Here is a 25,794-nt window from a genome sequence, read left to right on the forward strand (position 1 = left end):
GCCCGCGATGTCGGATGAGTCCAGACCAGCCCGGACGCTTTGGATTTTGGCAGCGCTGGCGGCGCTCGCGCTGCATCTCGGTGGTGCCGCGCTCGCGCTGGCGCACCTGCGGGCCGACGACGGCGACGATGGCCTCGGCGCGGCCGGCGCGGAGTTCGCTGTCGAGATGGCCTCGCCGAAGGCGCCTGACACCGACCTTCCGCCGGGACCGGATAGTGAGGCGATGCAGGAGCAGCAGGCGCTTCCCGAGCAAAAGGCCGAGACCAAGGAAACCGAGCTTCCAAAGGATCAGTCGCAACAGGTCGACGATCCCGATCGGGTCGTCACCGAGAACATCTCGAAGAAGCCGCAGGACGAGGATCCGAAGATTGCGGCGGTCGAAACGCCCGCTGCGGAAGCTTCGCCGAAGTCCGTTGCGACGGCGCGGCAGACGCTCGACGAGGACGCGCGCGAGGCCGAGAAGGCGCTGGCGCCTGTGCTCGGCATCGGTAAGGATATTCTGAAGCTCACGGCAGACTGGAATCGCAAGATCAGCGCGCATCTCACGGCCCACAAGGTCAACCCGGAGGGCAAGGAGCCCAACAATCAGAAGGTCAAGGTCAGCTTCGCGATCAACCGACGGGGTAACGTGCTTTCAGTCGACGTTGTCGAGTCGTCCGGGGATGCAGCTTACGATGCGGCTGCGATCTCGATTGTCCGCAAGTCCGATCCCATCCCGCAGCCGCCTGCCAGCCTGACCGACGACCGGTTCGAGCGCACCGTCGACATCATCTTCACGCCGCCGGACGCAAAGAAAAAGAAGAAGACGGCTCAGCGCCAGTAGAACCTGATCCCGACATAGACCACGACCAGGCAGGCGAAGATCAGCGCCACCGGGAGCGGCCGTTTCTGGCTTGCGCCCGCGGTCGCTGCCCCGAAGAAACTGGCCTTCTTCGGTTTCGGGTCTGGGCGACGGAAAGCGGTAACATTGTCCGCCGCCGGTTCGGCCGGACGGGGGCGGACGTCAGGCGGGGTTCCCGCGCCGCCCATCTCGGCATAGTAGGCCTTGTAGATGGCGCCGATGGTGGCCTCGGTCGCCTCACCCTCGTTCATCTGCGCCTGCAGGTTCTTGTAGCTCACCAGGAACTCCTGCGCCCCAGGAGGCAGCGCGGACGACCCGTTGAGCTTGGCCATCATCTTCCAGGTGGCGAAATCCGCGCGGGCGCGGGTATCGGCGCGTCGCGCGATCAGCATATCGGCAGCTTTGACCAAGTCGGCCTCGAGCCCTTCGGCTTGTGTTCGGGTGTGTCGCTGTTCAACTACGCATTGCCGGTCAGAATGAGAACACCCTGAATCACATAACCGGTCAACGTTCGCAGTATTGCTGAAATAACATCAAGATTTAGACCGAACTGGGAGCCCGCCAGCGGTAGCAGGATCAGCAGACCGATCAGGATCAGCATCCCGAACGGCTCGAGCCGCGCCAGGGGCAGGGCGAGCGGCCGGGGCAGCAGCCCGACCGCGACGCGTCCGCCGTCGAGCGGCGGGATCGGCATCATGTTGAACACCGCCAGCACCGCGTTGATCAGCAGTGCGTTCTTGAGATTGTCGAAGATCCATTGCGCCGAGTTGGCTGGAGCCCAGGGCAGGGCGTGCAGGGCAAGAGCTGCGGCCAGCGCCAGCAGGATGTTGGTGGCGGGCCCGGCCAGCGCCACCCACACCATGCCGAGCCTGGGGGCGTTGAGCTTGCGGAAATTCACCGGCACAGGCTTGGCATAGCCGAACAGGAACGGCGAATGCGCGAACAGCAGCATCGCCGGCAATATCAGCGTGCCGAACGGGTCGATGTGCCTGATAGGGTTGAAGCTGACACGGCCGAGCTGCCATGCCGTGTCGTCACCGAGACGATATGCGACGAAGGCGTGCGCAGCCTCGTGGAAGGTGATGGCGAGCACCAGCGGCAGCACCCACACCGAGAGGTCATACAAAGAAATGTTCACGGCTCGTCCGTCCCGATTTGCCTGCGGTCTTGCAGCCGACCCAGCCAACCGGTGGTGCAGCAACGCTTCACCTCAACATAGGGTGGGCGGTTCCGAAATGCCACGCCGCAAATAATCGGCGAGACCGGCGGCCATGACGTCGAGCCTTGGCGCCGGATGAGCTACGTCGGGATCGTCCCCTCATATCGGATCATGCCGTCCTCGATCGTCACCCAGCCCATCTTTTCGCTGACCCAGATATGCTCGGTCGGCACAAACACGTTGCGATCGTCGAAGGTCGCCAGCGCGACGCCCGCCAGTGTGCCATTGCGCCGCCAGGCGAACAGGCGCGTGCCGCAGCGCTTGCAGAACACCCGGTCGATGTGCTCGGACGACGCATAGCGGTCGGTGTCGCCCTCGACGGTCAACGCGCGCTGGTCGAATTGCGCACGGGCGAAATAGGGCGAGCCCATCGCCTTCTGGCAGAGGCGGCAATGGCAGATGCGGACGTTGAGCGGCTCGCCCTCGGCCTTGAATCGCACCGCGCCGCACAGGCATCCGCCTTCCCGGATCATGCGACCCGCCACTCGGCGACCTGACGCGCCATGCTCCAGTTTAGCTTGTCGAGTTCGCCATCCATGTCGGAACTCCTGCGTCTGGTGTTGGTGAAGGCGGCCCAGCAGAAGCCGCCATGGGTCCGTACCGCAATCGTGCTGGTGCCCGGCAGGCTGCCATTGTGCCACCAATTGTCTGACTTGTTGACGCAGAAGCCTTTGGCGTAGTTGGGGCTGTCAGCGGGTGCGGTGGTCATGATCTCTATGGTGCGCAGCCGTAGGATGTTCACGGGCTTCGTGTAGCCGTCGACATGCATCAGAAACTGAACCAGGTCCGCCGGCGTCGCGATCCAGCCGCCGTGGGAATCCATCCGCGGGACGTTCATGCCGTAGGGATTTTCGCCCTGGCCGTAATAGACGACTTCGCCGTCCTGGCGCTGCTCGCGCGTGTCGCGCGCGATGGTCATGTCGGTGACGCCGCAGCGTGCGAGCACCTCGCTGCGGACATGCTCGGCATAGGATTGGCCAGTGAGCTTCTCGATGACGCGCCCCAGCACGCAATAGCCGAAATTCGAGTAGGCGTAGCGTTGGCCCGGCAAGAGGTCCAGCGGCCGGTTGGCGAGCGTCCAGGTGATCAGCCCGGCATGATCCATCCGGGTATGCGTGAACATGGGATCGCGGTTGTCGTTGCTCCAGCCGCCGGCGGTGTGCGTCAGGAGATGCTCGAGCGTGATCTGGTCGATACCGGCAGAGTAGGGTGGCGGCCCGTATTCGGTGCCGAGCAGCGCGCCGGGGCCGAACACCCGGTCCGTCAGCTTGAGGCGGCCCGCCTCGATCAGGCGGAAGATCGTGACCGACGTGATCATCTTGCTGACGCTGGCAATCCGGAACAGATGCCGCGGCGTCAGGGCCTCGTTCCGCTCGATATCGGCAACACCGAAGGCGTCCTCGTGGATAACAGTGCCGGCATAGCCGATCGCAAAGGACAGCGCCGACACGCCATATCTGTCCATGAAGCCGTGCGCGAGCCGTGCCATGGCGTCGCGCTCGGCCGGCGACGGCGGGCGGATGCTCGCCGGGTTGGGCGTGAGTTGCGCAAGCGCATCGTGCGAAAGCAACGGCAGCGCGCTCGCCGCGAGCTTCACAAAATCACGCCGCCCAAACCGCATGGTGCGCCCCTTCGGACGGCCGTTGCCTCAGTACGTCGCCCGTCCGCCGGAGATATCAAACACCGCGCCGGTGGAGAAGGCGCAATCTTCGGATGCGAGCCAGCTCACCATCGCGGCTAGCTCTTCCACCAGCACAAAGCGCGCTTTCGGAATCTTCGACAGCATGAAGTCGATATGCTGCTGCGTCATCTGGTCGAAGATCGCGGTCTTCGCAGCCGCGGGCGTGACCGCATTGACGAGGATGTCATGTGCGGCCAATTCCTTGCCGAGCGACTTGGTCAGCGCGATCAGGCCGGCCTTGGAGGCCGAATAGTGCGAGGCGTTCGGATTGCCTTCCTTGCCGGCGATCGAGGCGATGTTGACGATGCGCCCGTATTTCTGCTTGAGCATCGCGGGCACGATCGCCTTGCAGACGATGAAAGGACCGTCGAGGTTGATGCGTAGAACTTTGCGCCATTCCTCGAGGTCGGTCTCCCAGACCGGCTTGTTGACCCCGGCAATGCCGGCATTGTTGACGAGGATGTCGATCTTGCCGAAGGCGGCAAGCGTCGCGTCGCGGGCCTGCTCGACGGCCGCGGTATCGGTGACGTCGACCTTGAAGACTTTTGTTTCGCCGCCAATTTCCTTTGCCGTCTTCTCGGCCAGCGCGGCGTCGAAATCCCAGATCGCGACCTTGGCGCCGGAGGCGACGAAGCGCTGAACGATGGCGCGGCCGAAGCCCTGCGCGCCGCCGGTGACGATGGCGACACGGCCGTTGAGATCGATCTTGTTCATGCCAAATCCCCTTATCTGTCCCTCATGGTGAGGAGCGCGCACTTGCGCGCGTCTCGAACCATAGAGCCCGTGGCCTATCCCTCGAGACGGCGCTGACGCGCTTGCTCGGGATGAGGAGTGATCAGAGCATGTAGCCGCCGTCGACCACGAGGTCGACGCCGGTAGTGAAGGCGCTCTCGTCACTGCCGAGATAGACCGCCATGGACGCGATCTCGTCGGCGGTGCCGAGCCGGCCCATCTTCTGGCGGGAGACGAACATCTCCTTGCCCTGCGGTCCTTGCGCCGCGGCGCGGTCGAGCATCGAAGGCGTCTCGACGGTGCCGGGGCAGATGCTGTTGCAGCGGATGCCCTTGGTGATGAAGTCGAGCGCGACCGCGCGCGTCAGCAGCGACACGGCCGCCTTCGAGGCGCTGTAGACGTAGCGGTTGGCCGGCGGCCGCAGCGCCGCGCAGGAGGAGATGTTGACGATGCTGCCGCCGCCGCCCGCGAGCATGTCCGGCAGGAAGGCCCTGATGGTCCGGTGCATCGACTTGACGTTGAGGTCGAACGAGAAATCAAAATCCTCTTCCGAGCATTCGAGGATGGTGCCGTGGTGCACGAAGCCGGCCGCGTTGAGCAGGATGTCGACCTTGCCGACGCGCTTGGCGAAGGCGTTGACGTCGGCGGTGCTGCGCACGTCGAGCTTGGCGACCTCGGCGATGCCTTCCTTGGTCAGGCTCGCGATGCCGCTCTCGTTGATGTCGGTGGCGATGACGGTTGCGCCTTCACGCGCGAAGGCGACGGCGCATGCGCGTCCGATGCCTGCCGCTGCAGCCGTGACGACGGCGCGCTTTCCCTTGAGGCGGTCTGCCATTTTCTTCTTTCTCCTCGATGTGCTCAGTGCCGTAGCCCGGATGAGCGCGCGAGCGCGATATCCGGGAGCCGATGTCCCGGGTGTCGCTTCGCTCACCCGGGCTACGTGTTCCTAATTCAGTGATTATCCCGCGCCACACCAAAGCTGCCGGCGACGTTCTGGTAGCGCGTGGCGAGCTCCATGCAGGCGCCGGTCGCGTGCTGGCCGACGGTGTTGCGATAAAGCTCCTGCCACGGCGTCTGGTTCGGCGGATGCTTGAAGCCGCCATTGGCCTTGAGCTCGGCGTGGCGCTTCTTCACCTCGTCGTCCGAGATGAGAATGTTGGCGCTGCCCTTGTTCAGATCGACGCGCACCTTGTCGCCGTTCCTGAGGATCGCGAGCCCGCCATTGGCGGCGGCTTCCGGCGAAGCATTGAGAATCGAAGGTGAGCCCGAGGTGCCTGACTGCCGGCCGTCGCCGATGCAGGGCAGGGACATGATGCCGCGCTTGATCAGCGCCGCAGGCGGCTGCATGTTCACGACCTCGGCGCCGCCGGGATAGCCGATCGGGCCGGTGCCGCGGATGAACAGCACGCAGCGCTCGTCGATCTCGAGCGAGGGATCGTCGATCCGCTCGTGATAGTCCTCAGGCCCCTCGAACACGACGGCGCGGCCCTCGAAGGCATTGAGATCGGTCGGATTGCTGAGGTAGCGATCGCGGAATTCCTTGGAGATCACGCTGGTCTTCATGATCGCGGAATCGAACAGATTGCCCTTCAGCACCAGGAAGCCGGCGTCCTTCACCAGCGGCTTGTCGTAAGCCCAGATCACGTCGTTGTCGGGCTTTGGTGCATTGGCGCAATTCTCGCCGATGCCGCGTCCGTTGACCGTGACCGCGTCCTCGTGGATGCGCTTGTGCTTCATCAACTCGCGCACCACGGCCGGCACGCCGCCGGCGCGGTGGAATTCCTCGCCGAGATAGAAGCCGGCCGGCTGCATGTTGACCAGCAGCGGCACGTCGTGACCGACCTTCTGCCAATCGTCGATGGAGAGCTCAACGCCGATGTGGCGCGCCAGCGCGTTGATGTGGATCGGTGCGTTGGTCGAGCCGCCGATCGCCGAATTGATCACGATACAGTTCTCGAACGCCTTGCGGGTCAGGATGTCCGAAGGCTTGAGGTCTTCCCAGACCATGTCGACGATGCGTTTTCCCGTCTCGTAGGCGATCTGGCCGCGCTCGCGATAGGGGGCGGGGATCGCCGCACAGCCCGGAAGCGAGAAGCCGAGCGCTTCGGCGAGCCCGTTCATGGTGGAGGCGGTGCCCATGGTGTTGCAATGGCCGACTGAGGGCGCCGATGACGCCACGATCTCCATGAATTCTTCATAGTCGATCTCGCCGGCGGCGAGCCGCTCGCGCGATTTCCAGACGATGGTGCCAGAGCCGGTGCGTTCGCCATTGTGCCAGCCGTTCAGCATCGGCCCGCCCGACAGCACGATCGCAGGCAGGTTGACGGTCGCCGCCGCCATCATGCAGGCTGGCGTAGTCTTGTCGCAGCCGGTGGTTAGCACCACGCCGTCAAGCGGATAGCCGTAGAGGATTTCGACGAGGCCGAGATAAGCGAGGTTGCGGTCGAGCGCCGCGGTCGGGCGCTTGCCGGTCTCCTGGATCGGATGGGTCGGGAATTCCATCGCAATGCCGCCGGCCTCGCGGATGCCTTCGCGGACGCGGTGGGCAAGCTCGATATGGTGTCGGTTGCAAGGGGAGAGGTCGTTGCCGGTCTGCGCGATGCCGATGATCGGTTTGCCGGACTGGAGCTCGGTGCGGGTGAGACCATAGTTCAGATAGCGCTCCATATAGAGCGCGGTCATGCCCGGATTATGCGGATTGTTGAACCATTCCTGCGAGCGGAGGTGGCGGCGAGCGCCGTTGCCGGCGGGGGCATGCCCATTGGTTGGTCTTTTTGTCATTGGTTTCTCCTGCAATGCAAACGCACTGGCGTCCGTTTTATGGTATCGGCTTGTGCGATGCCCAACGGCGCGAGCGACGATTTGCCTGCCCGCTGGCGGGTCGTTTCCTCACAAATCCGATACTAGTCATGGCCGCTTGGTAACGCTACCATTTTGTTCGCAGCGCCTGTGCCTGAAGCGGCTGGCCGGTTGTCCGACCGCCGGGCCGACGAGCTTTGCCGCTCGATCACCTTGAAGCCAAGATCGAGCACCGGATGTTCCGGGCGCCGTCCGTCGATCGCGTCGATCAGCATGCTGGCGGCCGTGTTGCCCATCTCGTAGCGGTTGGTGCGCACGCTCGTCAGAGTCGGGACCGCGGAGGCCATGAATTCCAGATCGTTGAAGCCGACGATCGCGATCTGTTCGGGGATGGCGATCTCGCGGCGCCTGCATTCGAACAGCACACCCAGCGCGAGGTCGTCATTGGCGCAGAACACCGCATCCATGCCTGGCTCCCGCGCCAGGAGATCGGTGAACAGGGCGCCTCCGAGCGTCACCGAGGTCGGAGTCGCCGTCGTGACGACGAGGCGTTGCTCGAATAGTCCTGCGTCCTTCATGGCCGAGACGTATCCGTCGAGCCGCCGCTGTACCCGCGGATCCATCCGCGCGCCGACGAAGCCGATCTTGCGGTGACCTTGCGCGAACAGATGTGCAACCGCCGCACGGGCTGCGTCATAGTGCGAAAAGCCGATCATCATGTCGACCGGATGGGGCCCGATCTCCATGATTTGCACGATCGGGCAGTCGGCGGCATCGAGCATCGCGCGCGATTCCGTGGTCTGGTCGATGCCGGTGACGATCAGCCCGGCCGGCTTCTGCGCGAGAAACAGGCGCAGCAGCTTCTCCTCCTGGAGAATACTGTAGCGTGTGTTGGACAGCTGGATCGAGTAACGGCTGTTTTCGGAGGCGTCGTAGATGCCGCGCAGCACGTCGGAGAACACGTTATTGGTCAGTGACGGAATCAAGACACCGATCACCTCGGTGCGCTGCGAAGCCAACGCGCGCGCCGCCAGGTTCGGCACATAGCCGAGCTCCCTGGCCGCGCTCTCGACCCGTGTCCGTTTGGCGAGCGACAGCGCCTCGGGATTGCGGAAGAAGCGGGACGCTGTGATCGGGCTTACGCCGGCGAGCTCGGCGACTTCCGCCAGCCGGATTTTGCCTGACTTGGTGCGGTTTCGACCCATTTGCTGCTCTTAACACACTCACTGTCGCAAACAAAGGAACGTTGACAGCGCTACCAGCACGGACTAACCAAAGACAAATTGCCAAAACCGCACAAACTGCCGACAATGTCGCCCGCTAAGGTTGGGCTTCGTTCGGTGAAGTCTGAAAAAACAAGACGGTCGCGGCGCGAGATGCGTCGTGGACTTTCGAGGAGGGAGCTAGATGTCGTCTGTGCAAATCCGCGACGTGCGGAAATCGTTCGGCAATTTTGAAGTCCTGCACGGCGTTTCGATTCCGATCGAGGACGGCCAGTTCGTTGTCCTGGTTGGTCCCTCCGGCTGCGGCAAGTCGACGCTTCTGCGCATGCTCGCCGGTCTCGAGAATATCACCTCAGGCACGATCTCGATCGGCGACCGCGTCGTCAACAATGTCCAGCCGAAGGAGCGGGACATTGCGATGGTGTTCCAGAACTACGCGCTCTATCCGCACATGACGGTCGGCGAGAACATGGGCTTCTCGATGAAGCTGCGGGGCGAGAGCACCGAAGAGATCAACAAGCGCGTCAAGCGCGCCGCCGAGATCCTGGCACTGTCGCCGCTGCTCGAACGCTATCCGCGCCAGCTCTCCGGCGGCCAGCGCCAGCGCGTCGCCATGGGCCGCGCCATCGTGCGCGACCCGCAGGTCTTCCTGTTCGACGAGCCCTTGTCGAACCTCGACGCCAAGCTGCGCGTCGCGATGCGCACCGAGATCAAGGAGCTGCACCAGCGGCTGAAGACCACGACGGTCTACGTCACCCACGATCAGATCGAGGCCATGACCATGGCCGACAAGATCGTCGTCATGCATGACGGCATCGTCGAGCAGATGGGTACGCCGCTCGAGCTCTACGACAAGCCCGAGAACCAGTTCGTCGCCGGCTTTATCGGCTCGCCGTCCATGAACTTCCTGAAGGGGCATGTGCGCGTCAACGGCGTTGCGACCTTCGAGGGGCCGAATGGCGTGAAGCTGCCGCTCAGGAACGCGCCGGCGGCGTCCGACGGGCGTCCTGTCGTTTACGGCGTACGCCCAGAGCATTTCACCATCGCTGACGACGGCGCCGATGCCGAGATCGTCGTGGTCGAGCCGACCGGCTCGGAAACGCAGGTGTTTGCGAAGCTCGGCGGTGAGCAGGTCGTCGCGGTCTTCCGCGAACGTCACCAGTTCAACCCGGGTGACAAGGTCAAGCTGAAGCCCGATCCTTCCGTAATTCATCTGTTCGACGAGGCGACGGGCAAACGCGTGTAGCGACGCCGAAGAACTGCCCAATACAAGACGACCCAATACAAATATAAAATTTAGGGAGAGAACGATGAGCGATTTCGACAGGCGAAGTGTGCTTAAAGTCGGTCTGGGCGGCGCGGCGCTGCTGGCCGGCCCGGGCATCGTCCCGGTGCGCGCGGCGGAGTGGACCAACACGCCCGAGGCGAACGCCTCCATCCGCGTGCTGCGCTGGAAGCAGTTCATTCAGGCCGAGTTCGACAAATTCGCCGAGCAGACCAAGGCGTTTTCCGAGAAGACCGGCGTCAAGGTCAAGCTCGAGGCCGAGAGCTGGGAGGACATCCGCCCGAAAGCCGCGGTCGCCGCCAATGTCGGCGCCGGTCCCGACCTGATCATCGGCACGCTCGATGATCCCCACAAGTTCCCGGAAAAGCTGATCGACATGACTGACGTCGCCGACTATCTCGGCGCGCAATATGGCGGCTGGTATCCGGTTGCTGAACGCTACGGCAAGAAGGGCAACAGCTGGATCGCCATTCCCCAGGGCGCGACCGGCGGCTGCCTCAACTACCGCGTCAGTCACGTGAAGGCCGCCGGCTTCGATGAATTTCCCAAGGACACCGCCGGCTTCCTCAAGCTCTGCCAGGCGCTGAAGAAGAACAACACGCCGGCCGGCTTCGCGCTCGGCCACGCCACGGGTGACGCCAACGGTTGGTGCCAGTGGGCGCTGTGGGCCTTCGGCGGCAAGGTCGTCAACGAGAAGAACGAGGTCGTGATCGACTCGCCGGAGACGATCGCCGCGCTCGAATACGTCAAGCAGCTCTACGAGACCTTCATCCCCGGCGTGCTGTCGTGGAATGACTCGAACAACAACAAGGCGTTCCTCAACGGCGAGCTCAGCCTGACGCTGAACGGCATTTCGATCTGGACCGTCGGAAAGAACTCGACCGATCCGAAGCAGCAGGAGATCGCCAAGGACATGAACCACGCGCCGATGCCGATCGGGCCCGTGGGCGTGTCGACCGAGCAGCAGAACGTACTCGTCTATTACGGCTACAAGCACTCGAAGTATCCGAAGGCGGTCAAGGAATACATCAAGTTCATGATGGACAAGCCGAACTACGACGCCTGGGAGGTCTCCTCCAACGGCTACGTGTCGCCGCCGCTTCCGGCCTACAACGACAACCCGGTGTGGACGTCGGATCCGAAGATCACGCCGTATCGCGACTGCCTGAAGCGCTGCCGCGACAACGGCTATGCCGGCGATCTCGGCTATGCCTCCGCCGCCGTGATGGGCGACTTCGTCGTCGTCGACATGTTCGCCGAGGCGGCGTCGGGCTCCGTGACGCCGAAGGCGGCAGCCGCACGCGCAGCCGAGCGCGCCAAGCGCTACTACCAGGTCTGATCAGCTCCAATCTGCACGGCGTCCGGTTCGCCGGACGCCGCGACTTTTCGTCGAGGGGAATCCGACATGGCAGTTATGGCCGAGTCCACTGTCGCGCAGGCCAAGCGCAGCAGCTTGTGGACCAGAGCATTCGAGAGCCGGCATTTCCTCGGCGCGATGTTCATGGTGCCGGCGATCGCCATCCTCATTCTGTTTCTGGCTTACCCGCTGGCGCTCGGCTTCTGGCTCGGCATGACCGACACCAAGATCGGCGGTGCCGGACGCTACATCGGCTTCCAGAATTTCGTCTCGCTGGCGAAGGACTCGGTGTTCTGGCTGTCGGTGTTCAACACCATCTTCTACACGGTCGCCGCCAGCGCGGTGAAATTCGCCATCGGCCTTTACCTGGCGCTTCTGCTGAACGAGCGGCTGCCGATGAAGTCGATGATCCGGGCAATCGTGCTGTTGCCCTTCGTCGTGCCCACGGTGCTCTCTGCGATCGCGTTCTGGTGGATCTATGACAGCCAGTTCTCGATCATCTCCTGGGTGTTGATCAAGGCCGGCCTGATCACACGCTATATCGATTTCCTTGGCGATCCCTGGAATGCGCGCTGGTCGGTGGTCGCCGCCAATATCTGGCGCGGCGTTCCTTTCGTGGCGATCACGCTGCTGGCGGGACTTCAGACCATCTCGCCCTCGCTCTATGAGGCCGCCAATCTCGACGGCGCCACCAATCTGCAGCGCTTCCGCCACATCACGCTGCCGATGCTGTCGCCGATCATCGCGGTCGTGATGACGTTCTCGGTGCTGATGACCTTCACGGACTTCCAGCTCATCTACACCATCACGCGGGGCGGGCCGATCAACTCCACCCATCTGATGGCGACGCTGTCATTCCAGCGCGCCATCACCGGCGGCAATCTGGGCGAGGGCGCGGCGATCTCGAACGCGATGATTCCGTTCCTGGTCGCGGCGATCCTGCTCAGCTTTTTCGGGCTTCAGCGTTCCCGCTGGCAGCAGGGCGGGAGGGACTGACCATGACCACAGCGGACGACCAAAGCGTCGGAATGGACTATCTGGAAAGTTTTCCGCGGAAGTTTTTTCGCGTCTACCTTCCGCTCGGCCTGATCATCTTCTTCCTGCTATTCCCGTTCTACTGGATGGCGGTCGCGACGTTCAAGCCGGACGCGGAGATGTACGACTATGAAAAGTACAATCCGTTCTGGATTGTGCATCCGACGCTGGAGCACATCAAGAAGCTGTTCTTCGACACCGACTATCCGCTCTGGATGTGGAACACCGTGATCGTCTCGGTGTCCTCGACCTTCATCTCGCTGTTCGCCAGCGTCTGCGCCGCGTACGCGATCGAACGCCTGCGCTACAAAGGCTCGCGCTATGTCGGCCTTGCGATCTTCCTCGGCTATCTCGTGCCGCCCTCGATCCTGTTCATTCCGCTGGCGGCGATCGTGTTTCAGCTCGGGCTGTTCGACGGCAACCTGGCGCTGATCCTGACCTATCCGACCTTCCTGATCCCGTTCTGCACCTGGCTCCTGATGGGTTATTTCCGCACCATTCCCTATGAGCTGGAGGAGTGTGCGCTGATCGACGGGGCGACGCGGCTGCAGATTCTGATGAAGATCACGCTGCCGCTGTCGCTGCCGGGCGTGATCTCGGCGGGCATCTTCGCCTTCACGCTATCCTGGAACGAGTTCATCTACGCGCTGACCTTCATCTCGTCGTCCGAGAACAAGACGATCCCCGTCGGCGCGATCACCGAGCTCGTCAATGGCGACGTCTACCATTGGGGCGCGCTGATGGCGGCGGCCCTGACCGGCTCGGTTCCCGTAGTTATCCTTTATTCCTTCTTCGTGGAGTATTATGTGTCGGCGATGACCGGCGCCGTGAAGGAATGATCGCGGGGCCTGCCTTGAGAGCGCGCCAGGACGAATCGCCGAAATCGGCGCGTTCCGGCCAATAAAAAGGAGTAGGCTCTTGCACATTCTGGTTCTGGGCGCCGCCGGCATGGTCGGCCGCAAATTGTGCGAACGGTTGTTGCGCGACGGCCGGCTTGGCAAGAGCGACATCACCAAGCTGACCATGCATGACGTGGTCGAGCCGAAGGCGCCGGAAAAAGCCGGTTTTGCCATCGAGACGGTGTCGAGCGATTTCGCCATGCCGGGTGCGGCCGAAAAGCTGATCGCCGGCCGTCCGGACGTGATCTTTCATCTCGCCGCGATCGTCTCGGGCGAAGCCGAGCTCGATTTCGACAAGGGCTACCGCATCAATCTCGACGGCACGCGGATGCTGCTCGATGCCGTCAGGCTCGCAGGCGGCAGCTACAAGCCGCGCGTGGTCTTCACGTCCTCGATTGCGGTGTTCGGCGCGCCGTTCCCCGATGCGATCGGCGACGAGTTCTTCCACACGCCGCTTCTGAGCTACGGCACGCAGAAGGCGATTGGCGAACTGCTGCTGGCCGACTATTCCCGCCGCGGCTTCCTCGACGGCATCGGCATCCGCCTGCCGACCATCTGCATTCGGCCCGGCCTGCCCAACAAGGCGGCATCGGGGTTCTTCTCCAATATTCTGCGCGAGCCGCTGGCCGGCAAGGAAGCGGTCCTTCCCGTGTCCGAGGACGTCCGCCATTGGCATGCCACGCCGCGCTCAGCCGTCGGCTTCCTGCTGCATGCCGGCACCATGGACCTCGCCGCGGTGGGGCCGCGCCGTAATTTGACCATGCCGGGCCTGTCGGCGACGGTTGGCGAGCAGATCGCTGCGCTGAAACGCGTCGCCGGCGACAAGGTCGCCGCCCGCATCAAGCGGGAGCCCGATCCCTTCATCGTCGGCATCGTCGGCGGCTGGCCGCGCAACTTCAATGCAAAGCGGTCGCTCGAGCTCGGCTTCACCACCGCCGAAAAGACTTTCGACGACATCATCCGCATTCACATCGAAGACGAGCTCGGCGGCAATTTCGTCGCGTGATCTCTGACTGAGCGGGTAAAGTGATGGCGAGCGTTGCTTGCATCGGCGAATGCATGGTCGAGCTCCGGCAGGCCCAGGGTGGACAATCCGGCGGGCAGGGCGGGGGCCTCTACTCGCGTGGATTCGGCGGCGACACTCTCAACACGGCCGTGTACCTCGCGCGGCTCGAGGTCAAGGTCGACTATTTCACCGCGCTTGGCGACGATGCCCTGAGCGATGAGATGATCGCGGCCTGGACAGCCGAGGGCGTCGGCACGAGGCGCGTCGCGTGGCTGCCGGGCAAGCTGCCCGGCCTCTACATGATCCAGCTGGACGCGAAGGGCGAGCGCCAGTTCTTCCACTGGCGCGACAGTGCGGCGGCGCGCCAGCTGATGAATCTGCCGGAGACGGACGATCTCCTCAACTCCCTGATGAGCTACGACATCGTCTATCTCTCTGCGATCACGCTCTCGATCTACGACGCGGCCGGGCGCGAGCGCCTGTTCGCGGCGATCAAGCGTGCGCGCCTGCTCGGCACCCGCTTCGTGTTCGACACCAATTTCCGCGCGCGGGGATGGCCGGATCGCGATGTCGCGCGCGAGGTGTTTTCGGCTGCTTTCGCGGCTGCCGACATCGTGCTGACCTCGACCGAGGATCTGCTCGCTCTCTATCCCGGCGAGAGCCACGAGCAGTTGATGGCGCGCATCCCGACCCCCGAGCTGGTGTTCCGGCTCGCGGAGCCGGTCAGCCTGCTGCGCTTTCCCGGGGGCCCCTACGAGATCCGCGCCGAGCCCATGACCAAGCCCGTGGTCGACACCACCGCGGCCGGCGACAGCTTTGCGGCGGCCTATATCGCTGCACGGCTCGCCGGTTCCGACCCGGTCGAGGCCGCCCAGGCCGGGCACCGCCTCGCCAGCCTCGTGATCTGCTATTCCGGCGCCATCATTCCGGGTTATGCCATGCCACCGAAGAAACGGCACCGGCCGGCGACCACGCGTCAAGCGACCAAGTGAAACGAAAGCCAAGATGACCACGACTGCCCAACAGAACCACCTCGCCGCGCTGTTCAAGGCCGCGACCGTCATTCCCGTCCTCACCATCGAGCGTATCCAGGATGCTGTGCCGCTGGCGCGTGCGCTGGTCGCCGGCGGCGTCCGCACGCTGGAGGTGACCATGCGTACCCCCGTTGCGATCGAGGCGGCGAGGGCGATGATGGCCGAGGTGCCCGAGGCGATCGTCGGCATCGGCACGATTCTCAATCCGGCCGACTTCACGCGTGTCGAGAAGCTCGGTGTTGCGTTCGGCATCAGCCCCGGCTTGACCCCGGACCTGTTGAAGGCCGCCACCCATAGCTCCTTGCCGTTTGCGCCCGGTATCGCCACGGCGTCCGAGCTGATGATGGCGCTGTCCTACGGCTTCGACATCGCAAAATTTTTCCCGGCCGAGCAGGCTGGCGGCATCAAGGGGCTGCGCTCTCTGGGTGGGCCGTTCCCGAACGTGCGGTTCTGCCCCACTGGCGGGGTCGGCGAGGCCAATGCGGCAACCTGGCTCGCGGAGCCCAATGTGGTCGCTGTCGGCGGTTCCTGGCTGTGCCCGACGGCGGAGATCAGGGCCGGGAACTGGGCCGGCATAACTGCCATCTGCCAGCGCACCCTCCAGGCGCTTAAACCCGCGTGAAGTCTTGCCATCCCTGAGCTAAGACTTAGGTCAGCAAGAGACCGCCAGGGAGAAAGACCATGACCGCCAGCATCGTCGGATGGGCGCATACGCCGTTCGGCAAGTTCGACACCGAGACCGTGGAAAGCCTCGTGGTGAAGGTCGCCAATGAGGCGCTGGCGGATGCCGGCATTTCGGCTGGCGATGTCGACGAGATCGTGCTCGGCCATTTCAACGCCGGCTTCTCGCCCCAGGATTTTACCGCCTCGCTGGTGCTCCAGGCCGACCCGCAGCTGCGTTTCAAGCCGGCGACCCGGGTCGAGAACGCCTGCGCCACCGGCTCCGCCGCCGTCCATCAGGGCGTGCGCGCGATCGCGGCCGGCGCGGCCAGGATTGTCCTCGTTGTCGGCGTCGAACAGATGACGCGCACGCCGGGGCCGGAGATCGGCAAGAATCTGCTCAAGGCGTCCTATCTGCCCGAGGACGGCGACACCGTCGGCGGCTTCGCCGGCGTGTTCGGCAAGATCGCCAGCTCCTATTTCCAGAAATACGGCGACCAGTCCGACGCACTGGCGCTGATCGCGGCCAAGAACCACAAGAACGGTGTCGCCAATCCCTTCGCCCAGATGCGCAAGGACTTTGGCTTCGAGTTCTGCCGCGCCGAGAGCGAGAAGAACCCCTACGTTGCCGGTCCCCTGAAGCGCACCGATTGCTCGCTGGTCTCGGACGGTGCCGCTGCCCTGGTGCTGGCCGACGCGGAAACCGCCAAGGGCATGAGCAAGTCGATCGGCTTCCGCGCCACCGCGCACGCCCAGGATTTCCTGCCGATGTCCAAGCGCGACATCCTCCAGTTCGAGGGCTGCACGGTCGCCTGGCAGCGCGCGCTGGAGAAGGCGGGCGTTACACTGTCGGATCTCTCCTTCGTCGAGACCCATGACTGCTTCACCGTCGCCGAGCTGATCGAGTACGAAGCGATGGGGCTGACGCCGAGGGGGCAGGGCGCCCGCGCCATCAAGGAAGGCTGGACGCTCAAGGACGGTAAGCTCCCGGTCAATCCGTCCGGCGGCCTGAAGGCCAAGGGCCATCCGATCGGCGCCACCGGCGTCTCCATGCACGTGATGACCGCGATGCAGCTCGCCGGCCAAGCGCCCGAGGGCATGCAGCTCAAGAATGCAAAACTCGGCGGCATCTTCAACATGGGCGGTGCGGCGGTTGCCAACTACGTCTCCGTGCTGGAGCCGCTGAAGTAAGCTCCGACCTTGTAGGGTGGGCAAAGGCGCAGCCAGCGCCGTGCCCACCATCTTGTTTGCGCTAGATCATGGTGGGCACGCTTCGCTTTGCCCACCCTACGGCACTGATTGATTCGCGGGACATGCATCATGAGCAATGACTACGAAGATTCGCTGTCGATGGACGCACTCAACGATCGCATCGCGATTCTCGAGGACAATATCCGCCAGCTCATCGAGCAGGCCGCGGCCGCCTCGGGTGAGCAGAACGAGTCGCGGATCGCAGACCGCATCAACCAGCAGAACGAGGAGCTCGACCGTCTCCTCAAGGTTCGCGAATCCCGTCAGAAGAAATAGCCCTTAGCGGCCGGCGCATGCGGCCATACGCCGGCCGCCCTTGCGCATGCGCCGCCGCTGCCGTTAGCTGGACCGAAATCGCAGGGCTCGCTTGAGCCCGCGCAATCGGGAGTGAACGATGGGGCCGCTGAAGGGCATCAAGGTCGTCGACATGACCACCGTGTTGATGGGTCCCTATGCGACCCAGATGCTCGGCGACTATGGCGCAGACGTCATCAAGGTGGAGTCTCTGGACGGTGACGTCACCCGCCTGATCGGTCCGATGCGGCACGCCGGCATGGGCCCGGTGTTCCTCAACACCAACCGCAGCAAACGCTCGATCTGCCTCGACCTGAAGAAGCCCGCCGGCCGCGAGGCCGTGCTGCGCTTGCTGAAAGACGCCGACGTTCTCGTCTACAACGTCCGCCCGCAGGCGATGGCGCGGCTTCAACTGGGCTATGACGTTGTTTCCAAGATCAATCCGCGTCTGGTCTATGCCGGCGTGTTCGGCTTCGGCCAGGACGGGCCGTATGCTGCAAAACCCGCCTATGACGACCTGATCCAGGGCGCCACCGCGCTGCCGGCCTTGATGGCGCAGACGGGCGACGGCGTGCCGCGCTATGTGCCGAACGCACTGGTCGATCGCATCGTCGGCCTCACCGCCGTGGGCGCGATCTGCGCCAGCCTCGTGCATCGCGACCGCACCGGACGCGGCCAGCGCGTCGACATCCCGATGTTCGAGACCATGGCCGGCTTCGTCATGGGCGACCACATGGGCGGGCTCACCTACGAGCCCCCGCTCGACAAGGGCGGTTACGCCCGCCACCTCTCGCGCGATCGCCGGCCCTACAAGACCTCGGACGGTTATCTCAGCGTCATCGTCTACAACGACAAGCAGTGGGAGAACTTCTTCAAGGCGACGGGACGCGACGACCTGCGGGCCGACGCGATGTTCGCGACATTCGCCGGCCGCGCCGCCAATATCGACGTCGTCTATGCCGAGCTCGCGCGCATCTTCGAGACGCGCAGCACCGAGGAATGGATCGACCTGCTGACCAAGGCCGATGTGCCCGTGATGCCGATGCACGACCTCGCGTCGATGCTGCATGATGAGCATCTGGAGGCGACCAACTTTTTCCCGGTGGTGAACCATCCAACTGAAGGGCCGATCCGGAGCATGAGGGTGACGGCGACCTGGTCCGAGACCGGGGCCGAACCGGTGCGGCTCGCGCCGCAGCTCAACGAGCACGGCGCGGAAATCCTGCGTGAGATCGGCTATTCCGCCGACGAGATCGACGCCATGGTCCGCGATGGCGTCACCCGTTCGCCGCCCCGGAATGACGATGCACTGGTGCGCCCATGAGCTTTATCACCGGCGTCGGCCTCACGCCTTTCGGCAAGCACGAAGGCTCGTCCTCGCTGGACCTGATGAGTAAGGCCGCGCAGGCCGCGCTCGACGATGCCGGGCTCGAGCGCGCCGAGATCGACGGCATCCTCTGCGGCTACTCCACCGTTTCGCCGCACATCATGCTGGCGACCGTCTTTGCCGAGCATTTTGGCATCCGCCCCAGTTACGCCCATGCCGTCCAGGTCGGCGGCGCGACCGGGCTCGCGATGACCATGCTCGCCCATCATCTCGTCGAAGCAGGCGTCGCCCGCAATGTGCTCGTCGTCGCAGGCGAGAACCGTCTCACCGGGCAGAGCCGCGATGCCTCGATCCAGGCGCTGGCGCAGGTCGGCCATCCCGATTACGAAGTGCCGCTCGGACCGACGATTCCCGCCTATTACGGCCTGGTCGCGAACAGGTACATGCACGAATACGGCGTGACGGAAGAAGACCTTGCCGAATTCGCGGTGCTGATGCGCACCCACGCCTGCACTCATCCCGGTGCGCAATTCCAAGATCGCATCGAGGTCGCCGACGTCATGGCCTCGAAGCCGGTGGCGATGCCGCTGAAGCTGCTCGATTGCTGCCCGGTGTCCGACGGCGGCGCAGCCTTCGTCGTTAGCCGCGAGCGGACCGGAGAGGCCGGCGTGCGCATTCGCGGCTGTGCCCAGGCCCATACCCATCAGCACGTCACTGCAGCGCCCGCCCTGAGCGAGCTCGGCGCGGAGATCTCCGTCGGCCGCGCCAAGGAGGCGACCGGCCTTGCGATCTCCGACGTGCGCTACGCCGCGATCTATGACAGCTTTACGATCACGCTCGCGATGCTGCTGGAAGACCTTGGCCTTGCTGGCCGGGGCGAGGCAGCCGCGCGCGTGCGCGCAGGCCATTTCAGCCGCGACGGCGCGATGCCGCTGAACACCCATGGCGGCCTGCTCAGCTACGGTCATTGCGGCGTCGGTGGCGCGATGGCGCATCTTGTCGAAACGCATCTGCAGATGACGGGGCGGGCGACGAATCGTCAAGTGCGTGACGCCTCGATCGCGCTCCTGCACGGCGACGGCGGCGTGCTGTCGTCTCACGTCAGCATGTTCCTGGAGCGGGTGCGATGAGCGAGCGAATCGCGGATTGGACCCAAGGTGTGCAAGTCATCACCTTTCAGACCTGCACCTCCTGCAGCCATGTGCAGTATTTCCATCGCGCCTTCTGCGCCGCCTGCGGTGCGCCCGATCCGCGCGAGCAGCGTGCCAGCGGCAAGGGCAGGGTCTACGCGACGTCGCTGGTCTGCCGCGCCGCGACGCCTGAGACGCGGCCGCACGTGCCCTTCAACATCCTGCTGGTCGATTGCGCCGAGGGTTTTCGCATGATGGCGCATGGTGAGAATGATCTCGCCATCGGCGATGAGGTCAGTGCGAGCTTCAAACCGTTCGCAGGCAGGCTGGTGCCGTTCTTCGCCAAAGATGGATAGTGAAATTTGGATGCTCGAATGTAGCCCGGATGGAGCGCAGCGAAATCCGGAATTTTCACCTCACCGATAGACTTTCCCGATTGCGCTTCGCTCCATCCGGGCTACTGCAAAGCCAGCGGTGGGATTCGTCATTCGGGGGCGGTCCTGAGAGACCGAGCCTGGAACGGGAATTCTGGGCCTGGCCTGTGCGAGGGCCACCCCGGAATGACGAAAGCTCTCACCCGACTCTTAACTAGCGCCCGTAGAACAGGATGCTGGCGATGACGAGCATCGCCATCACCGCCAGCATATGCGCGAGCGCCTCCGAGGCCGCCCCCTTGGTGGCTTCCTTCATGCCATTTTCTCCCTAGACTTGGGCGTGACTCATCGATGCGCGGTTAGCGCCCAACGGCCAATTGTTTTTACTCGGAACACCCCTTGCGAGTATCCGCCGCGATCAAGTCCCCACGCGGCGAATATCGACTGTACCAAGGTCGTTCAGCAATGCGGCGGCATTTTGACTCGATGTTGTTGCTCCTGCGGACGCGCAAGAATACAGTTTCGTGGAACTTTCGCCGCTAACGACAAAAAGCATTAAAGGCTTAGGGAAAAACTTCAGGAAAATCATGGCCCGCATCAACTACAGCGACCCGTCCAAGGCATCCGACCGCACCCGCGAGATCCTCGACAAGAACCGCAACGCCAACATCTTCCGGATGATGTCGCATTCGCCGAGCTATTTCGAGCAGTACTGCCGGCTCGGCGGCGCCATCCGTCACAAGGGCGAGCTCGATCCGATCGTGCGCGAACTCGCGATCACCCGCACCGGCATTTTGTGCGAGGCGCCGTACGAGATCGTCGCGCACAAGCGCATCGGCAAGAATGTCGGCGTCACCGACGAGCAGAACGAAGCGCTCGAGAACTGGCAGGATGCCAAGTGCTTCGACGAGGTGCAGCGTGCCGCGCTCGCCTTCACCGACGAGATCGTGAAATTGAACAAGCCGACCGCGGCGATCTTTAACGCGATCGCATCGAAGCTGACACCCGCCGCACTCGTCGAGTTGCAGCTTTCGGTCGGCTTCTACATCATGACGTCAAAGTTTTTGGAGACGTTTGAGATCGATCTTCAGCCGGTCACGGAAGTGGTTGGCTGATCCAAAGCCGCGGCGAGGGATGCCGATGACGATCGATGAATATGCGGCCTGGGCCGCCACCGTTGCAAAAGTCGATGAGCATCCGTCCAACGAACGGCTGTCCTATCTGGGCCTCGGTCTCGCCGGCGAATCCGGCGAGGTCGCCGAGCACATCAAGAAGCTGCTGCGCGATGACTGGCTCGACCAGGCAGGCCTCGTCGAAGAGCTCGGCGATGTCATCTATTACTGGGCCTGCCTATGCGCAGCGACTGGCCAGCAGCCGTCCGAATTGCTCAAGGCGAGTGCGGCCAAGATCAATCGGCGGATCAGTGAGGCGGCGGGCCGCTAGGCCGCTCAGGTCGAGGTCAAGATATCCACCCTGGCGTTGGCGACGATCAGACGGTCGGCGAGAAGCTGCGCAAGATTGCGCATGATGCGTTCGCTGGCGTGCGGGTGCTGCTTGCGGAAGCGTTCGAACGCTTTCAGGGGCGCTTCGAACGCGGTCGCCGCCATGTCCGCGAACACGTCGGCGGAGCGAGTGGTCTCGATCAGGGCCATTTCGCCGAAGGCCATGCCGGCGGTGAGCGTCGCCAGCCGCACGCCGTCGGGCAGCGTGACATGCACGGCGCCGCTGCGCAGGAAGAACAGAGCATCGGCGGGATCGCCCGTGGTGAGGATCTTTGTCCCGGATTGATAGGTCCGGATCGTGCAGATCGAGGCGAGGTCGGTCAGCTCTTCCTCGCTCATGCCGGCCAGCAGCGGCTGTTCGGCAAGCTCGGTGGTCTCGTGGAAATCGATCGAGCCTCCGTACCGATAGATGATCTGGTCTTCGGCCCATTCGATCGCGGTGTCGAGCAAATAGAAGTCGCGGACGTTCTTGAGCTCGGCGGTCCATTCCCGCAGGCTGTCCCATTCCTTGGAGGCGCGCCTGACGCCGGACAGTACGACGGTCACATTCAGCGCCGCCAGCTCCTCGAACGCTTCGGCTACCAGCCGCGCCCCGGCGCGGGTGGTGGAGGTGACGCGGTGGAGATCGAAGATCACGAATTGCGGCCGCGGCCGGCCCGCAAGGCGGCGCGAGACATAGTCGACCGCCGACAGCGAAAGTGTGCCGACCAGCTCGATGATCCGCACCTCCTGCTCATGCGCCGCGAGAATATCGCGCTCCTGTGGGCGGCGCACGCGCCGCGACGGGCTCTTGCCGATGTCGTAATCGGCGATGACGGCATTGCGCGCATCGTCACTGCGGTTGAGCATGTGCAAATCGTAGTGCGAGGACAGCGCCTCGCAGACCTTGATGCCGCGCACGCTGTTGCCATGCTTGTCGAGCCTTGGCGAATAGCTGCCGAGCCCGAGGCGCGCGGGGAGGGCTGCGAGAATTCCGCCGCCGACGCCGCTCTTGGCGGGGATGCCGATCCGGTAGATCCATTCGCCGGCATAGTCGTACATGCCCGACGACGTCATCACCGACAGCGTGCGCGAGATTGCGTAAGGCGTCAGCACCTGCTCGCCTGTGACCGGGTTGACGCCGCGGTTGGCGAGTGTTGCCGCCATCACCGCGATGTCGCGCGCGGTGACCAGCACCGCGCATTGCCGGAAATAGACGTCGAGCACGGCAGCGACATTGTCCGAGATCACCGCGTTGGTCTTGAGAAGATAGCCGATGGCGCGGTTGCGGTCGCCGGTCTGGCTTTCGGAAGCGTAGACGGCCTCGTCGACGGCGAGGTCGCGGCCGGCAAAACGACTGAGCGCGAGGCGAATTTGCTCGAAGGCGTCCGTACCCTTGCTGTCGTGGATCAGCCCCGTGCAGGCGATCGCGCCGGCATTGACCATCGGGTTGAACGGATGGTTCTCCGAGTTGAGCCGGATCGAGTTGAAGGGATCGCCTGAAGGCTCGACGCCGATCGCGCTCTCGACCCTGTTTGCGCCGAGCAGGTCCAGCGCGAGTGCGAACACGAACGGCTTTGACATCGACTGGATGGTGAAGGGCGCCCTGGAGTCGCCGACCTCGTAGACATGACCGTCCAGGGTCGCGAGGCTGATGCCGAAACAGGCAGGATCGGCCTTGCCGAGCTCGGGAATGTAGTCGGCGACCGCGCCCGAGGTCTCCGCCGAGAATTCGCTGAGGCAATTGTCCAGAAACCGCAGCAAAGGCGGCTTGGAGCGGGTCCAGGCGGTGGCGAGAGGCGAAAGCTGTTTCATCGCCTCTCTTTGTGCAACGCAATCAGGGCACGCGCAACCCGTCCGGCACCATGGTCTGCCGCCGGACCAGCAGCAGGGCGAGCAAAACCGTGGGGACGAGGATGGCGAGGCCGAGCAGCGTCACCTGCATCTGCGACAGCGGCATGATGCCGCCGCCGGGGGTGGCCACCACGAACCCGCCGATCACCAGCAGTACGCGGATCGGCCATTCCAGCGCACCGGCGCCGCGGAGATCGCCAACGAAGGGCTGGTAGCCCTGAATGCCGCCGCAGATGAACAGCGTGCCGAACGCCGCGAGCGCCATCAGCCCGAGACCGGCGAGATAGGGGCTCGGCCCCTGCAGCACCAGCGCGGGATTGAGCACGAAGAAGAACGGGATGAAATAGATGATGCTGCCGACCCACATCGATTCCCAGCCCGTCTTCATCGCCGGCGAACCGGCAATGCCTGCGGCCGCGAACGAGGCGATCGCGACCGGCGGGGTGATCGACGACAGCATGCCCCAGTAGAAGATGAACATGTGCACGGCCATCTTGTTCAGCCCGAGTTTCTCCAGCGCCGGTGCGACCAGGATGGCGAGGAAGATGTAGCAGGCCGTCGTGGTCAACCCGAGGCCGAGGATCAGGCTGGTGAGGGCGCACATGCCGAGCAGCAGGAACGGATTGTCACCGGCAATGCGCAGCAGGTCGTTGGCAAGGCTCGACACCACGCCTGTCATCGAGAAGGCGCCGATCAGCAGGCCGCAGCCGGCGAGGATGCCGACAAGCTCGACGAAGGTGCGGCCGTTGACCTCGAGGAATTTGCCGATGGTCGCGACAGTCCAGCGCGTGTCCTTCGAGAACAGCTGGTTGAGGACCAGAAGCAGGGCGGTAGCGTAGAACGGCGCATGGCTCTCGCGCTTGAAGTAGAGCAGCATCACGATCAGCAGCGCGATCACGAAGACGTAGTACCAGCCGTCCTTGATTGTATCCATGACCCGCGGCAGCTCCGCGCGCGGAATGCCCTTCAGCCCGTGTCGTGCGGCGTAGGAATCGACCTGCATGAACAAGCCGACGTAATAGAGCGCGGCGGGAATGATGGCCGCAATCGCGACGTCGGCGTAGCTGACATTGAGGAACTGCGCGATCACGAACGCGGTCGCACCCATCACCGGCGGAGCCAGCACCGCGCCGGTCGAGGCACACGCCTCGATCGCGCCGGCGTAGGAGGCGCGGAAGCCGCTCTTCTTCATCACCGGAATGGTCATGGTGCCGGCGGTGAGCACGTTGGAGATGATCGAGCCCGACATCATGCCGAGCAGGCCGCTGGCGAAGATGCAGACCTTCGCCGCGCCGCCGCGGAAGGTGCCGCACAGCGCGAAGGCGAGATTGATGAAGAACTTTCCGGCGCCGGTCATCATCAGCGCCGTGCCGAATACCAGGAAGCCGATCACGGTGTCGGCAAACGCCTGGATGGGAATGCCGAGCAGGCTCTCGCCCGACAGCACGTGATAGGCGGTCGCCTGCTCCAGCGTCGATTGTGTGCCGCGGAACGGCCCGAGCCAGCTGGATTCCGCGAACAGCGGATAGACGGTGAAGGGGAGCACGCTCAGTAGCAGGCTCCAGCCCCCGGTCCGCCGCAGCGCCTCCATCAGCATCACCCACATCACGAGACCCGCCGCGGTCACGCTGTTCGGCGCGCCGCCGAATTCCCAGCCGGCCTCCGCGGCTTTGCGGACGTTCAACATCAGCAGCAGCGCCGCGGCAAAAGTTACGACGAAGCAGAGAAGGTCGTACCAGGGAATGCGGTCGAGCGGCGCGCGCGGGGTTCCCGGGAAGATCAGGAACGTGAACGGCAGCATCAGGGCGATCAGGAGATAGAAATACTCCGTGTTGAGCTGGGTGTAGCCGACGAAGAAGCGCAGCGAGAATTGCTGGTTGATGCAGAGCAGGATGGTCGCGGCGGTCGCGACGACGAGCGTCCAGCGCCACGCGCCGCGCAAGCTTCGCACGCGCGTGACCTCCGCTTCCTGCATGTTGGCGGCGGCGCCATGCGGGTCCTCGAACACGATCCGCTTGCCCTCGTCCTGCGGAGCGGTGGACTCTGAAGCAGACATGATCGACCCCGCGCGTGGGTTGCTAAGTGCTGACGAATGCGAATGGGTTGAAGCGGTCGGGCCGTGGGCTCCTCAACCTCTCCCGCTTGCGGGAGAGGTTGCGCCGAAGGCGCGGGTGGGCTCTCTCCTCTGGGGGAATCCCAACGTTGAGGCACCCTCTCCCCAACCCTCTCCCGCAAGCGAGGGCTTTGCGTAAATCGCGAATCTGCGATTCTCTAAGAGACATCTGAAGAGGATCTGGGGATGGCATATCGGC

General features: G+C 64.0%; 25 protein-coding genes. 15 read left to right on the forward strand and 10 right to left on the reverse strand.

Annotated elements, in window-relative coordinates; translation table 11 throughout:
* The first annotated feature begins 7 nt into the window (after positions 1–7).
* Entirely contained in the window at positions 8–823 is an 816-nt protein-coding gene (locus AC0L30_RS11325; protein WP_007592345.1) for an energy transducer TonB, read from the forward strand.
* Here the strand turns inward: AC0L30_RS11325 and AC0L30_RS11330 are convergent.
* The 8 genes from AC0L30_RS11330 to gntR all read right to left on the reverse strand — a co-directional run bounded on the left by AC0L30_RS11330 (position 811) and on the right by gntR (position 8,477).
* Complete coding sequence (locus AC0L30_RS11330; protein ID WP_219684657.1) at positions 811–1,233, reverse strand: hypothetical protein; 423 nt, start codon at positions 1,231–1,233, stop codon at positions 811–813. The genes AC0L30_RS11325 and AC0L30_RS11330 overlap by 13 nt on opposite strands.
* 65 nt (positions 1,234–1,298) lie before the next feature.
* Positions 1,299–1,979 (reverse strand): site-2 protease family protein, encoded by a 681-nt coding sequence (locus AC0L30_RS11335; protein ID WP_354127898.1) that lies wholly within the window; start codon positions 1,977–1,979, stop codon positions 1,299–1,301.
* A gap of 161 nt (positions 1,980–2,140) precedes the next feature.
* Positions 2,141–2,533 carry a GFA family protein gene (locus AC0L30_RS11340; protein ID WP_473404315.1) on the reverse strand — a complete coding sequence of 131 codons (393 nt, stop codon included), beginning with the start codon at positions 2,531–2,533 and terminating at the stop codon, positions 2,141–2,143.
* On the reverse strand, positions 2,530–3,681 hold the full coding sequence (locus tag AC0L30_RS11345) for a serine hydrolase domain-containing protein (RefSeq protein ID WP_473404316.1): 1,152 nt from the start codon (positions 3,679–3,681) through the stop codon (positions 2,530–2,532). The genes AC0L30_RS11340 and AC0L30_RS11345 overlap by 4 nt, the downstream gene beginning before the upstream one ends.
* Positions 3,682–3,708: 27 nt before the next feature.
* Complete coding sequence (locus tag AC0L30_RS11350; protein WP_007592336.1) at positions 3,709–4,455, reverse strand: SDR family NAD(P)-dependent oxidoreductase; 747 nt, start codon at positions 4,453–4,455, stop codon at positions 3,709–3,711.
* Between the two features lie 121 nt (positions 4,456–4,576).
* Positions 4,577–5,308: an SDR family oxidoreductase gene (locus AC0L30_RS11355; protein WP_007592333.1), complete on the reverse strand. Its 732-nt coding sequence runs from the start codon at positions 5,306–5,308 to the stop codon at positions 4,577–4,579.
* 116 nt (positions 5,309–5,424) lie between these two features.
* Positions 5,425–7,254, reverse strand: a complete 1,830-nt coding sequence (locus tag AC0L30_RS11360; protein ID WP_473365598.1) for an IlvD/Edd family dehydratase — start codon at positions 7,252–7,254, stop codon at positions 5,425–5,427.
* Between the two features lie 122 nt (positions 7,255–7,376).
* On the reverse strand, positions 7,377–8,477 hold the full coding sequence (gntR, locus tag AC0L30_RS11365) for an HTH-type transcriptional regulator GntR (RefSeq protein WP_007592329.1): 1,101 nt from the start codon (positions 8,475–8,477) through the stop codon (positions 7,377–7,379).
* Positions 8,478–8,679: 202 nt separating this feature from the next.
* Between gntR and AC0L30_RS11370 the strand changes: the two genes are divergently transcribed.
* The 14 genes from AC0L30_RS11370 (at position 8,680) to AC0L30_RS11435 (ending at position 21,590) form a co-directional block, all read left to right on the forward strand.
* Complete coding sequence (locus tag AC0L30_RS11370; RefSeq protein WP_007592328.1) at positions 8,680–9,741, forward strand: ABC transporter ATP-binding protein; 1,062 nt, start codon at positions 8,680–8,682, stop codon at positions 9,739–9,741.
* A gap of 64 nt (positions 9,742–9,805) precedes the next feature.
* Positions 9,806–11,119, forward strand: coding sequence for an ABC transporter substrate-binding protein (locus AC0L30_RS11375; protein WP_007592326.1), 1,314 nt, complete (start codon positions 9,806–9,808; stop codon positions 11,117–11,119).
* A gap of 66 nt (positions 11,120–11,185) precedes the next feature.
* Entirely contained in the window at positions 11,186–12,133 is a 948-nt protein-coding gene (locus AC0L30_RS11380; RefSeq protein ID WP_007592324.1) for a carbohydrate ABC transporter permease, read from the forward strand.
* Between the two features lie 2 nt (positions 12,134–12,135).
* On the forward strand, positions 12,136–13,011 hold the full coding sequence (locus AC0L30_RS11385) for a carbohydrate ABC transporter permease (RefSeq protein WP_007592322.1): 876 nt from the start codon (positions 12,136–12,138) through the stop codon (positions 13,009–13,011).
* A gap of 79 nt (positions 13,012–13,090) precedes the next feature.
* Positions 13,091–14,077, forward strand: a complete 987-nt coding sequence (gene denD, locus AC0L30_RS11390) for a D-erythronate dehydrogenase (protein ID WP_007592320.1) — start codon at positions 13,091–13,093, stop codon at positions 14,075–14,077.
* 23 nt (positions 14,078–14,100) lie between these two features.
* Entirely contained in the window at positions 14,101–15,069 is a 969-nt protein-coding gene (locus AC0L30_RS11395; RefSeq protein ID WP_473404317.1) for a sugar kinase, read from the forward strand.
* A 13-nt stretch (positions 15,070–15,082) separates the two neighbouring features.
* A complete protein-coding gene (gene eda, locus AC0L30_RS11400; protein ID WP_007592316.1) occupies positions 15,083–15,733 on the forward strand; it encodes a bifunctional 4-hydroxy-2-oxoglutarate aldolase/2-dehydro-3-deoxy-phosphogluconate aldolase in 651 nt (216 codons plus the stop codon).
* 59 nt (positions 15,734–15,792) lie between these two features.
* On the forward strand, positions 15,793–16,962 hold the full coding sequence (locus AC0L30_RS11405) for an acetyl-CoA acetyltransferase (RefSeq protein ID WP_007592314.1): 1,170 nt from the start codon (positions 15,793–15,795) through the stop codon (positions 16,960–16,962).
* A 129-nt stretch (positions 16,963–17,091) separates the two neighbouring features.
* The gene (locus AC0L30_RS11410; protein ID WP_007592312.1) at positions 17,092–17,298 is read left to right on the forward strand and encodes a hypothetical protein; all 207 of its coding nucleotides are present in this window, start codon (positions 17,092–17,094) and stop codon (positions 17,296–17,298) included.
* 118 nt (positions 17,299–17,416) lie between these two features.
* The gene (locus AC0L30_RS11415; protein ID WP_007592310.1) at positions 17,417–18,640 is read left to right on the forward strand and encodes a CaiB/BaiF CoA transferase family protein; all 1,224 of its coding nucleotides are present in this window, start codon (positions 17,417–17,419) and stop codon (positions 18,638–18,640) included.
* Positions 18,637–19,773, forward strand: coding sequence for a thiolase family protein (locus AC0L30_RS11420; protein ID WP_219684653.1), 1,137 nt, complete (start codon positions 18,637–18,639; stop codon positions 19,771–19,773). The genes AC0L30_RS11415 and AC0L30_RS11420 overlap by 4 nt, the downstream gene beginning before the upstream one ends.
* Positions 19,770–20,129 carry a Zn-ribbon domain-containing OB-fold protein gene (locus AC0L30_RS11425; RefSeq protein ID WP_219684654.1) on the forward strand — a complete coding sequence of 120 codons (360 nt, stop codon included), beginning with the start codon at positions 19,770–19,772 and terminating at the stop codon, positions 20,127–20,129. Before AC0L30_RS11420 ends, AC0L30_RS11425 begins: the two co-directional genes overlap by 4 nt.
* A gap of 605 nt (positions 20,130–20,734) precedes the next feature.
* Positions 20,735–21,262 carry a carboxymuconolactone decarboxylase family protein gene (locus AC0L30_RS11430; protein WP_007592305.1) on the forward strand — a complete coding sequence of 176 codons (528 nt, stop codon included), beginning with the start codon at positions 20,735–20,737 and terminating at the stop codon, positions 21,260–21,262.
* A 25-nt stretch (positions 21,263–21,287) separates the two neighbouring features.
* Positions 21,288–21,590, forward strand: a complete 303-nt coding sequence (locus tag AC0L30_RS11435; protein WP_007592303.1) for a nucleoside triphosphate pyrophosphohydrolase family protein — start codon at positions 21,288–21,290, stop codon at positions 21,588–21,590.
* Between the two features lie 5 nt (positions 21,591–21,595).
* On the opposite strand, the gene glsA is transcribed toward AC0L30_RS11435, so the two are convergent.
* A complete protein-coding gene (gene glsA / locus AC0L30_RS11440; RefSeq protein WP_473404318.1) occupies positions 21,596–23,443 on the reverse strand; it encodes a glutaminase A in 1,848 nt (615 codons plus the stop codon).
* 22 nt (positions 23,444–23,465) lie between these two features.
* Positions 23,466–25,538 (reverse strand): TRAP transporter permease, encoded by a 2,073-nt coding sequence (locus AC0L30_RS11445; protein WP_473365596.1) that lies wholly within the window; start codon positions 25,536–25,538, stop codon positions 23,466–23,468.
* Positions 25,539–25,794 lie beyond the last annotated feature (256 nt).

The organism is Bradyrhizobium sp. MI1.11, from assembly GCF_055811255.1.